Here is a 16,156-nt window from a genome sequence, read left to right as displayed (position 1 = left end):
TGCCGCAGATTCTGGTTAAATCTGCGGCTTTTTTAAGGTTAATCTAATCCATAATTCTTTAGTGCAATGGAAACATAGCCATTTTGTACAGACATGTTAAGATTAGAAAAAGTAATTGTTTTATCGGTAGCATTTATAACTCCATTAACTGTAGAGCCGTTTGCATTTGCTGTGGCAGATACCGGTATATATCCTGAACTTATTTTTACCACTAGTGTCGAACTTGGATTATAACTGCTAATGTTATAAACATAGGTAGCTGTGGTATTTACTGGCGGGGTAGAAATTGTGGCAGCAATGTGAGTTCCATTAAGTATTAATCCATAATAAGTTGGTGTATTACTCATGGTTGTAACCCTAAAAGAGTAAGTATATGTGGGATAACCATATAAATAATTTAAGGCAACGATATCATTTGTATTAAAAGAACGATCTACGCCATTATTGCAAGCAAGCATAAATGAATTGGGCTCAGCAGAAGCGGGAGTTCCAGGGATTTGAATTGCCCCAGGAAAGTTTTGGACATCAGCACTATTATAGCTATTGCCTTCATTCTCACTTATTGAACAACTATAACCCCGGTCATAATAGTCTGTATGTCTTAGACCTATACAGTGGCCTATTTCATGCTGAATTACAGAGGTGATATAGCCTACATCTGGATTTGTACCGAATGCAGCAGGATTTGTATTTAATCCAATTTGATTAAAAGGATTTCCGGAAAAAGGAAAACCACCATAGCCTAACTTGGTGCCTGTAGGAGTTGGACCTTCATTGAAGCCAATGATTTCAATATTTCCATTGCTACTAACAAGTTGAAAGTTGATTTTCAAGTTTAACGAGTTATACCTTCCCACTGCATTACTTGCTGCTGTGGAATAAACAGCAGGTAAATTTGACACAGAAATTGTTATTGTACGAGGTAAGTTTTGAACTAGATTATACGTTTGGTACTGTTCTGATTTAGCAATGATTAAGTTTGAAGAGTTTGTGGCCTTACCTAGAGAAGATTTTGGTAAAAAAATATCTCCTTCCACAATATATCCATCTTTCATAATTGTTATGCCCTTGGTATTAAATCCCATTTCTTTAATACTAGCTAAAACAGATTCAGGTATTTCACTGTGTTGTTGGGTTTCTAAATTTTGTTTTTTAGCACAGGAATAAATCATGATAATGAATAAAACTGCAAAGAGCGAATAAAGATTTTTTTTGATCATAGTTTGAATTTGGCTTGTAGGTTTAAAATTACATTATTATAAATCGAATATACATAAAAATGCTATTAGTTTTTTTAAAGAATCTTTTAATCCATTAAGTATTAAGCAGTAGTTGGTATATTTTGATTATGAGAAAAGCTAAGTCTTATCAGAAATTAGTTTCTTGATTTAACATTCCAAGCTTCAGAGGAGTTAAAAATAGATTGTTTATTTGTGCCTCCATTTAATGACAGAAAAGATTTTATGGGATTAATATACCTATTGCGTCCTTGCACTTTATCTTTGCACAGCTTGTGGTTAAGCTGATAGGGACATTTTTCTTGATTTGGCTTAACAAATTGCTTTGTTGTGCCTACTCGCAATGATGAAAAATCTTAGTATTGACCTCGCTTTGCTAACTTAGCGCTTTCCTCTCAGCGCCCTTTGCGGTTAAATGAAGCTATTTTAATTCTTCTATCCCCAATTTCACCGCAAGTTCATTCAGATCCTTTACCACAACATCAATGATCGGAATACCGCTGATTTTCCTTTTCTGCTCAAATTCATGTTCAGGTTCGCCAGGGATAATTACCTTTTTATCAGGATCTATCGTTTTTGCACTTTTAAAGCGTTCTACCCAATTATCTAAATGGTTTTTGAAATCTACAGCTGGTCTGAAACCATCTACACGCATAGCGCCTAAAAAGTGGCCAAGTCCTTCGCCAACAGGATTGGCCGATGGCTCTAAGAAAGCCACAAATGGAGGTACCCATGGTCCGTAATTGGCGCCAGATAACACCGCTGACAAAATATCCACAGTAGCACTTAACCCATAACCTTTATGGCTACCATGATCTTTATCGCTGCCCAAAGGCAAAAGCGAACCGCCGTTTTTTAATTCGTTAGGGTCGGTAGAGTTTTCTCCGCTTTTATCCTGAACCCAGCCATCTGGAATACTTTTATTTGCTCTTTGAGCAATTTCCAGTTTTCCGTTTGCTGCCGCCGCTGTAGCCATATCTACAATTACAGGCGGGTATTTCCCTGCGGGGAATGCATAACACATGGGGTTGGTGCCCAATAAACGTTCGTTCGCATAAGTAGGAGCTACCAAAGGGCTTGCATTGGTCATACTGATGCCGATCATATCTTTTTCTACCGCCATTAAAGCATGGTACCCTGCAATACCAAAATGGTTAGAGTTTTTAACCGATACCCATCCGCTACCGTATTTTTCTGCTTTTTCGATGGCAACCTTCATCGCGAAAGGTGCGACCACTAAGCCTAAGCCTGCATCGCCATCTACAGTGGCAGTAGTAGGTGTTTCATGTACAATTTTAATATTGGGTGTGGCATTAATCCTTTTCTTTTCCCAGAGACGTACGTACCCACTTAAACGCGCAACACCATGTGAGTCGATTCCACGCAAATCTGAGCGGATCAATACATCAGTTGCTAAATCGGCATGCTCATCAGAACAGCCCATTTTTTTAAAAACACTAAAGGTAAAAGCTCTGAGGTTGGTTTCGGTAAAAGTGATGAAGTTCATTTTTAGTATCAAGTATTAAGTATCAGGATCGACTCCGGACTTTGGACTTCTGACTCGGGAATAATATTACGGTAATAAAACAGTAAAATCGCCGCCCAGTGGTTCAAAGTTTTCTATACACGAGGAAAGAAAATCTTCCCCATAATTTACGTACATGGGTGCAATATTCAAGGTTCTTTCCTGAAGTGCTCCATTCGGGAAAAGCCTTTTCTTTACATTATCAATCTGCAGCAATGCCGTTTCATGTTTCCTTTTCTCTGCGCGGAATAGTTTCTTCTCCAGGTTAGCCAACAAATGGTTGGTTCGTTGTTTTGCCGTATCAGTAGAAACAGAAAGCGTTTTATCTATTTTATAGGCATTTAATTTAATTTGATCGAAAATGCTGTTAATAGCCCTGGTTTCATCAGCCAGGCTCAATTGGGCAGTGGTATTCCGTTTTACCCAAATGTTTTTTAGTTCTTCAACAGGCAAGAAAATGTCTTCTAAAGAAAAGCCTAAATGGTATAAATTCTGTGCACTGCGTTTATCAATCAATAAAGCAGAATTACGCAATAGTAAAACTGGAAAATCAACTTTATAAAAGTCGAAATTTGCTTTTAACTGCATCCAGTAGGCTACTTCTGCACCGCCACCTATATAAGCAATGTTTGGCAAAATCACTTCCTGATACATCGGGCGCATCACCACATTCGGACTAAACCGCTCAGGATGTGATTCGATTTCTTCTTTTAATTCGGTCTCTGTAAAACTGATATCAGTATGGTTTACAACATATTTGCCATTTTCAAAAATCAAACGTTCGCGCAGATTATCGATAAGGTAAAAGAAATTAATATCACGGCCGTTTACCTGGGTTTTATAGCCTAAATCCTCCAGGTTTTTCGAACTTTCGTCGATATTTTTTGCACTATTATGCTGAATAATATCTTCGGTAATGATATTCGCGAATTGCTTTTTTAGTTGTGCATTATCTGCATTTACAATCACCAAGCCATATTTCTCGAATAAGTTATTCACTAGAAACCTGGTGGCATCGGCCAAATTATCGTGTTGCAAATAGGCCTGTTCTACCAATTTGGCAATCCGTTTTCCGTTTTTAGAGATACCGAGATATCCCTTATATGCCGTTACTGCTGCGGCAACAGTTTTAGTATTTAGTCTTCCGGTGGCACCATTGGTTTGCTGTATCCAGCTGATGTTCTTTTCATCAACACTTACATGGTTAATTTCATCAAAATCATGATCCTCTGTTGCCATCCAATAAACCGGAACAAAATTTTTATCGGGATGGGCCATTTTTAACTCGATGGCTAAATTAATGGTGGTTACAATTTTGTAAATAAAATAAAGCGGTCCGGTAAAAAGGTTCAACTGGTGGCCCGTTGTAACCGTAAAGGTATTCGCTAAGCCTAAAAGTTCTATGTTTTTGGTAACCGATTTATTCGGCTGTAAATGCTGGTATTGATCTTGTAAAACCTTAACTAAAGTTTCTCTGTTACCCAAGAAATTTCTATGCTCAATTGCTTTGGCCAAGCCCTCCATATCAGGACGATAACTGTAAAAAGCTTTAAGTTGTTCTTCGTCGTTAATATAATCTAAAACCAGTTTTGAAAATGATCCGGTTTCCTGATATGAGATATATTTTGCCTGCATGATGTGCGAAAGTAATGCAATTTAAGGATAATCGTAAAGTCGCGCCACTATTTTACAATTGTTAAATAATTAAAGATTGCTTTCTATCGCACCAACTTTTTCACGGTACAAATCAATCGGGCTATCTAAAAGTACCGCAATTACCGTTAATTCAGGATCCAGTTTGTCTTTAGGTACCGGAATGTAGACAATACCCGGTATTTTGCTCCAATAAAGTTTGTTGTAAATTTCATGTGGCAGCATGGTGCCTTCGCCCACAATCCTGATCCTGCTGATGTTGTTTTTTAAACCTTTAATGGCAATTGGCCCGGTTGGTGTGCCTTCTACAAATAAGTAGAGGGTTTGTTTATCTGCAGAAAGTGCCGTATTGCCCTGGTAATGGCCGCTGGGGATTCCTTTGCCTGTTTTGTAAAGGACCTCGGCATTTTTGATTACCCAGTTACTAACCTTTTGATCTACGTTTTTAATTCCAGGGTTAAAGTATAAGCCATCAGCAGGTAAACCAGTATTTTGAAATATATTTGTACCCGCATTTAAGTTAATGGCAAGCCTACTCAGGTTTAAGTTGGTCAAACCCCGTTGTTTGGGTGCAGCATATAAGTCTGCGAGCGAAAGGGTTTCCCGTTTGTTTTCATCGAGCTGAATAGGGCCGTTCAATGATACTTTTAGAACGGTTACATCGCTGTCAAAATCGGCATCTTTTAAATTAAGCAGATAATCTGTTTCATTTAGCTTAATTGTATATGGCTGTGCTTTGCTGCCAACTACTTCAATCTTGTTTATTTTTGATTTTATACCTGATAGTAAAAACCCGTTTTTGGTTTTATAATCGAGATACAGGTACAATACATCTTTGTTTTTGGATAAGGTAGTTTTACCGACAATATGCCCATCAGGGATCCCAGCCTGTGTACCATAAATGGCTTCACCATGTTTTTTGGTCCAGCGACCTAAGTCTTTTAATATTTTAACCTGTTCTGGGGCAATAGTTCCATCCGCTTTTGGTCCGATATCAAGCAATAAGTTACCGCCCATGCTGATACAATCAACTAAGGTACGGATAATCATGTTGGATGATTTATAGTGATTGTCGTAAGGTTGATAGCCCCACGAATCGTTCATGGTGTAACAAAGTTCCCATTCAGGTGAGCTTGGTTTTACCACTGGAACACCTTGCTCTGGCGTATCGTAATCTCCATGCCCGTTTAAGCGAGAGTTGATAATGATATTCTGGTTTACCTTACGTAAGTTCGATAGTATATTTTTGGCCTGCCATTCTTCTCCACTGTGCTCCCAATCGCCATCAAACCATACCAGATCAGGATTATATTTGGCAGAAAGTTCATTTAACTGCCCTTGGAAATAACTCTGGAATTTTTTAAATCGTACGGGATCCTGCTTGTAATCATAACGTTTCCTGTCGCGGGTAAAACCATCATAATCCGGGTAGCTCCAATCCGGTAAAGAAAAATACAACCCTGTTTTAAGACCCGATTTTTTGAGTTCAGCCACAAATGGAGTGATTAAATCTTTTTTTGCAGCACTATTTTTTAATGTTGTGGTGGCTAAAGGAGCTTTACTATCCCAAAGGGCAACACCATCATGATGTTTGGTCGTAATTACCGCATATTTAGCACCGCTTTCTTTAATTAAGTTTACCCATTCTTCTGGTTTGTATTTCGCAGCGGTAAAACCATCGAGTTGTTTCATGTAGGCATCGTGATTGATGTAGTTGTTAAAAAACGACCACGATTCGGAAATACCATTAACCGAATAAATACCCCAATGGATGAAAATGCCTAGTTTGGCATCAGCAAACCACTGCATTTTTTGATCAGAAATTTTTTGTTGAGCTGAAAGCTTGCTGTTGATGAATAATGAAAATAAAATGATGAAAAACTTTAAATAACGCATGATGGTGTTTAGTATATCTAAACGTTAAATATAATGTTTTATAGCTGTTTTTTAAACAAAAATTGGGTGTGATTCAGATGGTACCATATGATTGTAGATTGATTTAGTAAAGAAGTTGTAAATGGATATTATATTTGCTTGAAGGTAACTATAGAAGCCTTAAATTAAGAATTATGTTATATGTCAGATGGTAACATCTGACATCACATATGTCTGTTGATCAGATACCGACAGATATACTAATAGATTTAGCTTCGCTGAGCATTTCGTGGTTCTCGACTGTGTTGCACTCCGCTCAAAATGACGATCCTCAAAACAACAAATTTTTACTCATAAAAAAAGCCGCCCCGAAAAATCGGGACGGCTGTAAAATATTTGGTTTAGTGATTTACCATTTTTTTCTGCGTTCGCCACCTTCACGGTTTCCGCCTTCTCTGCGTGGGCCACCGGTGTTGCCACCTTTGTCGTCACGGCTACGTCCAGAGAAATCTCTGAAACCGCCACCGCTGTTTCCGCCTTCGCGTCTTCCGCTACCACCGCCAGATCTTCTATCACCACCGCCACGGTAACCACCGCCACCGCCGCTCCTGCGTTCACCGCCGAAACCACCGCTACGTCTTTCACCGCCACCGCGTCTTTCTCCAGCACCTTCACCACGACCACCGTCTCCGCTTTTCTCGATACGTACCTGACGACCGTTAAATTCAACAGATTTAAAGCCTTCAAAAACTTTGTCAGCTACATCATCTTCCACTTCAAAGAAAGAGAAAACACCTTTTAAATCGATTTTACCAACGCTTTTGCCACCAATTTTACCATTGTTACAGATAAATGATAACATATCGCCACGGGTAAACTCATCTACAGAACCCAAGTTGATGAACAAGCGGGTGTAGCCTTCGCTACCACGTCCACGTCCAGCACCTCTTTCGCCTCTGTCAGCACCACGATCATCGCCAGCCGCAGCATTTAAATCAGGCGCTTTAGAATAGTAATCCAAGAAACGGTTAAATTCTAATGAAGCAAAACGTTTAATTACATCTTCTTTTGATAAATCAGCAAATTCATCCATAATACGAGGGATGTACTGATCAATCTGTTCGTTATTAACTTCTACATTGTGTACTTTATGTACCAGAGAGAATAATTGTTTTTCACAAACGTCAAATCCTGTAGGTAACTCAGCTTTAGTAAATTGTTTACCAATAATGCGCTCTAACTGGCGGATTTTTCCTAATTCTTTAGAGTTGATGATACAGATAGAAATACCTGTTTTACCAGCGCGGCCAGTACGGCCAGAGCGGTGGGTATAACTTTCAATTTCGTCAGGTAAAGAGTAGTTTATTACGTGTGTTACATTGTTTACATCGATACCACGTGCGGCAACATCAGTAGCAATTAACAATTGCATGTTACGCTCACGGAAACGTTGCATTACTTTATCACGTTGTTGTTGCGATAAATCGCCGTGTAAAGCATCAGCATTGTAACCATCTTTAATTAAGTGCTCGGCAACATCTTGTGTATCCAATTTGGTTTTACAAAATACTACAGCAAAAATTTCAGGGTTAAAATCTACAATACGTTTTAAGGCAGCGTATTTGTCACGTGCACGAACAATGTAATATTCGTGTTCGATGTTTACATTACCTGTATTTTTTGTGCCCATGGTTAATTCAACAGGGTTATCCATATAGTTTTTAGCTATACGGCGAACTTCTGCAGGCATGGTAGCCGAGAATAACCAGGTTTTTTTGTCATCAGGAGTAGTTGATAAAATGTCGTTAATGTCGTCTTGGAAACCCATGTTCAACATCTCGTCAGCTTCATCAAGCACAACATATTTAACGTTAGTGAAGTCAATGGCTTTACGGCCAATGATATCCAACATACGGCCGGGCGTGGCCACTACGATCTGAACGCCTTGGCGTATTTCGCGTAGTTGTTGCATAATGTTCGCGCCACCGTAAACGGCAACAACGTGGGCATTAGCAACGTTTTTAGAAAAGTTTTTAAGGTCGTTAGCGATTTGCAAGCATAACTCACGGGTAGGACATAAAATTAATGCCTGTGGTTTTGTTACTTTAAAATCGATTAGTTCTAACAGCGGCAAACCAAATGCGGCTGTTTTTCCTGTTCCTGTTTGGGCCAAACCAACAAAATCATTAGTGCCTTCTAACAGTACAGGAATACTTTGCTCCTGAATAGGTGTTGGAGTTTCAAATCCAAGATCCTTTACGGCATTAACGACGTCATCACTTATCCCCAATAATTGAAATGGGTTTGTCATTCGTCTTTTTATTTTTAATTGAGCCGCAAAGGTAAGGTTAATATTTTGTATTTCACAGAGAATCAAGTAAATAGTTTTTTAAGCTAAATGTTTGAAAATAAGGAAGTAACGATAGGTGTAAGATAGGTAATGGAAAAGGTGGGGTGGAGGAGGTTTAAATTGAGGTTATGATTGCAATAAGAACATATGTTTTTTGTTTGGAAAGCGGCTGTAGTGGGCTTAGCTTACCTCAGTCCCGTTTTCCGTTTCAATCTTTTTAAACCTTTCGGGTTTTAAAAAGGATTTTCACTCCAACCGGGTTTAGGTGGCAGGGTTAATGCAGTTATTTGCGTTTGTTTTTAAATAACCACTTCGGTAATTCATCGGTTAATATTACTGGAGCAAATATATCGTTGTGGGCCAGATTGTCGAATTCCCAAAACCTGGTTTTGTTTTTATAGCTTACCTCTTCAAAGAATTGCTTGTCGCTATTGAAAGGGTTTTCGGCATCTATATTGCCATGGATCAGCCAGATTGGAATGTTTGCGAGTCGATTTACCTGATTAAATTGAGGTATCCCCGAAATACTGATCCCTGCTGCAAATATAGCTGGTTTTAATGCTAAGGCGTTGATCACCGAAGAAGCACCCATCGAAAAACCGATGAGGTAAATTCTTTTCTCATCAACGTTTAAAGTGTTTTTTAAACTGTCAATCAGTTGTAAAGCGGTCGTTAAGCAGGATTGTGGTGCCGAAGTCAACACATTTCTACTATGATCCAGTACGTAATTTGATGATCGGGAAGGGAATTGTGGTGCCAAAACAAAAGTTGGGTATTTTGCTTGTATTTCATCCGTGGCAAATAGTTTTGCCAAAATGCCCAGCTGGCTGGTATTGTCGTTTCCAACCGCGTTTGAGCCATGAAATACAATCACCAGTGGAAGTTTTCGGTTTGTACTTTTTGGTTTTAACAAACGGTATACAATTGATGTGTCGGCAGTGCCCTTGAATGACCCTTTCGTAAAAATATCGATATTTAAACCTTTTATTTCGGCTATTCTCTGTTTAAGGTAGATAGAATCAATACTTTTTTCGATTTTGGTTTTTCCAAAAGTATGGATGCTTTTGTTGCATGATAAGATTCCGCAAAGCAAAACCACCGAACAGATATAGTTAACCGCATGGTTTATTTTAATCCGCATAGGGAGAGGTAATTTTCTGTAGAATTAAAGAATTATCTTAACCTTTCAGCCGAACGGATTAATCTTTCATCTTTATTGATGCCGAAAATGCCCAGTACAACGAATAAAATAGCTAGAGCAGGGAGATAGGCTCCAACACCAAAACTGGCACCTTCGATGCCACCTGGTAGTTTTTTTGCGTAGATGCTGCACCAAAAAGCAAAACCACCAATTAATATGATCGAAATAATTGCAATGCGTTTTTGAAAACTTCTTTTTTTATAGTTGAAGATATTCATTAAACAAATAAATGCAACAGCGATATTAGTAATAATTAAAGGTAGAAAAGACTGGGTTTTAAGGCTTATACCTGCTTTAATGGTTAAAGTTTGATATAAACCAGTGGTGTATACCGCTGATTCTGTTCCGGCAACATCTTTAGTGGCAATTGGTAAAAACAACATTAAAACTAAGGTTAATGCCCCTAAAAAAAACCAGATCGATTGTATTCTTTGTATCATGTTAATTTAATATTTAAGGCAAACTTAATTAAAATTGCTTTTGCATGCAATCAGGGTTTAGTCTGAATGAAAATGATATCTATTTTTTATCTGGCTGCAATGCCATGAAGTGCGAATCGCCGTAAAAGAACTTATAGGTGCCATCGGGATATAATTTTAACGATGTTCCGCAGGTGACTTTTTTTGTAAAGATATTTTTTCTTAAATAACCGCCATCGTTAAGGATTTTGTTATTCCAAAGTATAAGTTTGTTAAAGTTTTTGCCGCTTTCCTTGATTTGATATACCGAGGTACCTGGGTGTGCAATTTTATATTTAGAAATAAAATCATTTGTAGATATGATAATTTTGGCGATGTAGTTGTCAGTCTGCTGATCGAGGGCATTCCAGCAGCCATCATAATTGAAATCGTATTTAATGATTACGGTGTCTTTTACCGGTTTGTCAGATATAGCCGATAAATAATTCTTTATACTATCAACCTTTGCCAGTGAAAATTGGTTATTGTGTTTTCTGTTTTTTGAAACAGACCTTGATCCAGCGCAGGAAATAATTACAATAGAAAGAATTGATAAAATAATGGTTTTTTTGAGTTTCATAGCGCATTTTAGATTTCTGGTTCTGAGAGATGATAAATTTATAATTTTTTTAGCTATTTAATATTTTACAGTCGAAATATGTATAATTCCGCTTTACTAGGCCATCTAATAAAAGGAAAAAAGTACTTTTGCATCGCTTTGAGTAAAAAAAGGTATTTCATCCAATTGGCTTATGATGGCAGCTTATACCATGGCTGGCAAACACAACCTAATGCAATCACCGTTCAGGAATTGTTAGATAAGGTTATGTCTGTTTTTTTTCGGCAACCAATCGAAACTTTGGGCTGTGGCAGAACTGATGCAGGCGTGCACGCTATTGATTTTTATGCGCATTTTGATGTTGAAGATGTAGAAGAGGCAAAGGTTTTAAGTGCAGTAACCGGTATTAATGCCATGCTGCCTTATCAAATTGCAGCAAAACGGATTATACCGGTACATGATGATGCCCATGCCCGATTTGACGCCACTGCACGTGCTTATAAATATTACCTTCACTTCGAAAAGAATCCTTTCAAACTTAACCGATCGTGGTTGTTTAAAGATAAATTGGATGTAGAAGCGATGAACAATGCAGCGGCACTGTTATTAAATTATACCGATTTTTCGTGTTTTAGTAAATCAAACACACAAACTTTTACCAATAACTGTAAAATAACCAAGGCTGTTTTCGAACAACAGGAAGATGGATTGGTTTTTACCATCCAGGCCGACCGCTTTTTACGCAACATGGTGAGGGCCATTATGGGTACTTTGGTGCAGATCGGTAAAAAAGAAATAAATTTAACAGATTTTAAAGCAATTATAGAAAGTAAAAACCGCAGCAATGCCGGGCAATCGGTACCTGCTTGTGGTTTATACTTAGTGAAAATAGAATACCCTTATATTAGGTAGAAGGGTTTAAGGCGGAAGGTGCAGCGACCGCCATAGAAAAGTGAAATTGCAACAAAAAAAATAGTATAATTTAAAATTTTTAAGAAAATGTAAGGCCTTATGCCCTAAGCCTTACACCTTAAACCATAAGTATGGCAGTTACAGGCGACGTATACAACACCGGATTACTGAAACGTATTTTTCAATATGTAAAGCCTTACCGTGGCGTTTTTGTGTGGTCGGTTATTTTAACCATTCTGCTTGCGGCCATTTCTCCGGTCCGTCCGTTTTTGATTAAGTATACACTCGATCATTATATTTTAACAGGCAATTACTCTGGTTTGGTAAATATGACCATGCTGATGGTTTTTATGTTGATTTTGCAGACTTTGATCCAGTATAACCATACACTTTTAACCAATACCCTGGGGCAATCGGTTATCCGCGATCTGCGGATCAATGTTTTTAACCACATTACGAAACTCCGCCTAAAGTTCTTCGATAAAACACCTATCGGACAATTAATTACCCGAACGGTTTCAGATTTGGAAACCATTGCCGATATCTTTTCAGAAGGCTTAATCTCGATGATCGGCGATAGTTTGCAGGTAGTGGTGATTGTGTGCGTAATGTTGTATACCGATTGGCAATTGAGTTTAGTTGTGCTTTTGCCTATTCCGTTGTTGATTATTGCTACCCGAAAATTCCAGAAAGCAATTAAAGTGGCGTTTCAGGAAATCAGGAATGAGGTTTCTAACCTGAACACCTTTTTACAGGAGCATATTACCGGCGTTTCTATTGTGCAGTACTTTGCAAGAGAGAAGCAGGAGTACAGAAAATTCTACGCCATTAACAAACGATACCGTGATGCCAATATCCGCTCTAACTGGTATTATTCTATTTTTTTTCCCGTAGTGGAGTTAATCTCAGCCATGTCGTTGGGATTATTGGTGTGGTACGGTGCAAAAAGTATTCTTTCTAAACCATTGGATGTAACCCCCGGAACCATCACGCAGTTTATTATGTATTTGGGTATGGTATTTACGCCGATCCGTCAGCTGGCAGATAAATTTAATACGCTACAGATGGGGATGGTTGGCGCCGAACGTGTTTTTAAAGTTCTGGATACTGATGAAACTACGCCAAATACGGGCACGCAAAAGCCAGCCAAATTAGAAGGAAATATTAAATTCGAGAAGGTTTGGTTTGCCTATAACGACGAGAACTACGTGTTGAAAGACCTTACATTTGAAGTGAAGGCTGGCGAAACTGTGGCCTTGGTAGGTGCTACAGGTGCTGGTAAATCTTCTACCATTAATATCCTGAACCGTTTTTACGAAGTGAAAAAGGGAGATATTACGGTTGATGGAATTCATATCGAAGATTTTGACCTGGACTACTTAAGAAGCCACATTGCTACTGTACTTCAGGATGTTTTCTTGTTTTCGGATACAATTTTAAATAACATTACGCTAAATAATCCTGAAATTACCATCGAAGAAGTGGTGAATGCTGCTAAAAAGGTTGGTGCGCACGATTTTATCGAACGTTTACCGGGTGGCTATCAATATAATGTAATGGAAAGAGGTGCTACGCTCTCAGCTGGTCAGGCACAATTGATTTCGTTTATCCGTGCGCTGGTGCATAATCCGGCTATTTTGGTTTTAGATGAGGCCACTTCGTCAGTTGATACCGAAACAGAATTATTGATCCAGAAGGCTATTGATAACTTAATGGAAGACCGTACCTCAATTGTAATTGCCCACCGTTTATCCACTATTCAAAAGGCCGATCAGATTATTGTGCTTGATAAGGGTGAGATTAAAGAAAAAGGAACGCATCAACAGCTGTTAAAATTAAATGGCTACTATAAAAAGCTTTACGATCTGCAGTTCTCGTCAAAAGGAATAGCTAAAGTTTAAACGTACTTATTCTCAAGGATTTTCTTAATTTAACGGCTTCTTAAACCCAATAGGAAGATGAAACGGTTAAAATTACTTGCCCTATTCTTGTTTTCGGCTTTAGCCTTGCAGGTTTCTGCACAGCAGAAAAAATACATAATGGTTATTCACGGTGGTGCCGGCACTATTCTCAAAAAGAATATGAGTCCCGAAAAAGAGGCTGCTTATATCGATGCTTTAACAAAAGCACTAAATGCAGGTTATTCAGAAATTAAAGCAGGTAAATCGAGCCTCGATGCTGTTGAAGCAACCATTCATGTTTTAGAAAACGATCCTCATTTTAATGCTGGCAAAGGTGCTGTTTTTACACATGATGGCAGAAATGAGCTCGACGCCGCAATAATGGATGGGAAAACCTTAATGGCGGGATCCGTTGCTGGATTAACTACGATAAAAAATCCAATTTCTGCAGCTAGGGCCGTGATGGAAAAATCGGAACATGTAATGATGGTTGGCGCAGGTGCTGAGCAGTTTGCTAAAGAAGCCGGATTGGAAATTGTAGATCCAAAATACTTCTGGACTAAAGAACGTTGGGATGGTTTACAAAAAGCGATTAAGGAGGATTCTACCAAAGCGGTGTTAGATCATGGCAGCAAGAAATCGGAATTATTTGGAATTAAAAATCACGATTACAAATTCGGTACAGTGGGCTGCGTGGCTTTAGATCAGGCTGGAAATCTGGCCGCGGGAACTTCAACCGGTGGTATGACAAACAAAAAATATGGACGTGTGGGCGATGCGCCGATTATTGGTGCAGGTACTTATTGCAATAACGAAACAGCCGGAATTTCCTGTACAGGTTGGGGCGAATTTTATATCCGAAATGTGGTAGCCAAAACCATTTCCGATTTAATGGAATATAAGGGATTATCTGTTGCAGAAGCATCGAAAATTGCTTTAGATAAAGTAGGTAAAATGGGTGGCGACGGTGGTTTAATTGCTTTAGATAAAAAAGGAAATATGACTATGCCCTTTAATACCGAGGGAATGTATAGAGGCGCAATTACTGCCGACGGGAAAATTGAAGTCAGTATTTATAAATAAAATTATTTTAAGATTGCCTATTCAATAGTAAGCCAAAACACCTAAAAAAATAAAGATGACATTTATAGAATTCGTAAAGAAATTATTTGCCAATTTAACCTTTCAGGTTATCATAGCCATCATAATCGGGATTAATGTTGGGATTTTCTTCCCGGGTTTTGCGCCTACGGCTAAATTAATCAGTCAGGGTTTTATCAACCTGATTAGCATGTTAATTGCACCAATTATATTCTTTACCATTGTTTTAGGAATCGCGCACATGGGCGATATGAAAAAAGTAGGCAGGGTAGGTGGCAAAGCATTGTTATATTTCGAAATTGTAAGCACAGTAGCTATTGCAATTGGTTTATTGGTGGCCAATGTTTTAAAGCCAGGTGCCGGAGTGATAACTAAGGCTGGTGATGCTACAAAAATTGTAGGTTATGCCGAGCAAGCTAAAGATATGAACTGGGCAGAATTCTTTCTGCATATTATTCCACATAATGTGATTGCTGCTTTTGCTGAGGGAAACATTTTACAGATTTTGCTGTTTGCAATTCTTTTTGGTTATGGGCTGAATAAACTTGGCGGAGAGGGAATAAGCGTTTTAAATGCCTTCGATAAAATATCTAAAGTACTCTTCAAAATTATGAAGGTAATTATGCGTTTAGCGCCAATCGGGGCTTTCGGAGGGATGGCTTTCAGTATTGGTACACATGGTCTGGAAAGCATAGTGGGCATGGCTAAACTAATGGGCTCGGTTTATTTAACCTGCATCTTGTTCATTTTTATTGTTTTAAATGGAATTTGCATGTACTACAAATTTAGCCTTTGGCAATACTTGAAGTATATCCGACAGGAAATTTTAATCGTGCTGGGTACTTCTTCTTCAGAGTCGGCCCTGCCAAGCATGATGCAGAAAATGGAGGCCATTGGTTGCGATAAATCAGTTGTTGGTTTGGTTATTCCTACAGGCTATTCTTTTAATCTTGATGGAACGGCAATTTACCTGGCCATGGCCGTTATATTTCTTTGTCAGGTTTTCCATGTCGATTTATCCTTAGGACAGCAGATTACGGTTTTAGGCGTGCTCATGGTTACTTCGAAAGGTGCAGCTGGGGTAACAGGAAGTGGTTTTATCGTTTTGGTATCAACATTAACAGCTTTGAAAATTATGCCTATTGAACATATCTCCATATTAATTGGTGTAGACCGTTTTATGAGCGAAGCAAGGGCTATAACCAATGTAATCGGAAATGGCGTAGCTACCATCGTAATTGCTAAAAGTGAAAAGCAGTTTGATGAGGCAAAGTATCAGAAAGCTATTCAGCCTGCAATGATAGAAAAAGCAGAGGAGGTGTAGGTGTAGTTGTGAGTTTTCAGTTCTGGGTGCAGATAATTTAGCCATGGAAGCACAGAAAT

General features: G+C 38.5%; 12 protein-coding genes. 4 read left to right on the top strand and 8 right to left on the bottom strand.

Annotation, left to right across the window (positions count from 1 at the left end):
• Positions 1-38: 38 nt before the first annotated feature.
• The 8 genes from ACN9MR_RS17800 to ACN9MR_RS17765 all read right to left on the bottom strand — a co-directional run bounded on the left by ACN9MR_RS17800 (position 39) and on the right by ACN9MR_RS17765 (position 10,880).
• The gene (locus ACN9MR_RS17800) at positions 39-1,220 is read right to left on the bottom strand and encodes a M57 family metalloprotease (RefSeq protein ID WP_426325639.1); all 1,182 of its coding nucleotides are present in this window, start codon (positions 1,218-1,220) and stop codon (positions 39-41) included.
• A 439-nt stretch (positions 1,221-1,659) separates the two neighbouring features.
• Positions 1,660-2,745, bottom strand: coding sequence for an Ldh family oxidoreductase (locus tag ACN9MR_RS17795; protein ID WP_426325637.1), 1,086 nt, complete (start codon positions 2,743-2,745; stop codon positions 1,660-1,662).
• 66 nt (positions 2,746-2,811) lie between these two features.
• Complete coding sequence (gene bshC / locus ACN9MR_RS17790; RefSeq protein WP_426325635.1) at positions 2,812-4,398, bottom strand: bacillithiol biosynthesis cysteine-adding enzyme BshC; 1,587 nt, start codon at positions 4,396-4,398, stop codon at positions 2,812-2,814.
• A gap of 69 nt (positions 4,399-4,467) precedes the next feature.
• Positions 4,468-6,312, bottom strand: coding sequence for an alpha-L-fucosidase (locus ACN9MR_RS17785; RefSeq protein ID WP_426325633.1), 1,845 nt, complete (start codon positions 6,310-6,312; stop codon positions 4,468-4,470).
• A gap of 388 nt (positions 6,313-6,700) precedes the next feature.
• Entirely contained in the window at positions 6,701-8,602 is a 1,902-nt protein-coding gene (locus ACN9MR_RS17780) for a DEAD/DEAH box helicase (protein ID WP_426325631.1), read from the bottom strand.
• A gap of 322 nt (positions 8,603-8,924) precedes the next feature.
• A complete protein-coding gene (locus ACN9MR_RS17775; protein ID WP_426325629.1) occupies positions 8,925-9,782 on the bottom strand; it encodes an alpha/beta hydrolase-fold protein in 858 nt (285 codons plus the stop codon).
• 32 nt (positions 9,783-9,814) lie between these two features.
• On the bottom strand, positions 9,815-10,282 hold the full coding sequence (locus ACN9MR_RS17770) for a DUF4293 domain-containing protein (protein ID WP_426325627.1): 468 nt from the start codon (positions 10,280-10,282) through the stop codon (positions 9,815-9,817).
• Positions 10,283-10,361: 79 nt separating this feature from the next.
• Complete coding sequence (locus ACN9MR_RS17765) at positions 10,362-10,880, bottom strand: hypothetical protein (protein WP_426325625.1); 519 nt, start codon at positions 10,878-10,880, stop codon at positions 10,362-10,364.
• A gap of 138 nt (positions 10,881-11,018) precedes the next feature.
• On the opposite strand from ACN9MR_RS17765, the gene truA reads away from it, so the two are divergent.
• The 4 genes from truA (at position 11,019) to dctA (ending at position 16,097) form a co-directional block, all read left to right on the top strand.
• Positions 11,019-11,771, top strand: a complete 753-nt coding sequence (gene truA, locus ACN9MR_RS17760; protein WP_426325623.1) for a tRNA pseudouridine(38-40) synthase TruA — start codon at positions 11,019-11,021, stop codon at positions 11,769-11,771.
• 131 nt (positions 11,772-11,902) lie between these two features.
• Positions 11,903-13,672 (top strand): ABC transporter ATP-binding protein, encoded by a 1,770-nt coding sequence (locus ACN9MR_RS17755; RefSeq protein WP_426325621.1) that lies wholly within the window; start codon positions 11,903-11,905, stop codon positions 13,670-13,672.
• 57 nt (positions 13,673-13,729) lie between these two features.
• On the top strand, positions 13,730-14,755 hold the full coding sequence (locus ACN9MR_RS17750) for an isoaspartyl peptidase/L-asparaginase family protein (RefSeq protein WP_426325619.1): 1,026 nt from the start codon (positions 13,730-13,732) through the stop codon (positions 14,753-14,755).
• A 55-nt stretch (positions 14,756-14,810) separates the two neighbouring features.
• Positions 14,811-16,097, top strand: coding sequence for a C4-dicarboxylate transporter DctA (gene dctA, locus ACN9MR_RS17745; RefSeq protein WP_426325617.1), 1,287 nt, complete (start codon positions 14,811-14,813; stop codon positions 16,095-16,097).
• Positions 16,098-16,156: the final 59 nt, after the last annotated feature.

It is taken from the genome of Pedobacter sp. R-06, from assembly GCF_049913135.1.
GTDB lineage: Bacteria > Bacteroidota > Bacteroidia > Sphingobacteriales > Sphingobacteriaceae > Pedobacter.
This window is presented reverse-complemented; position numbering and strand designations above follow the sequence as displayed.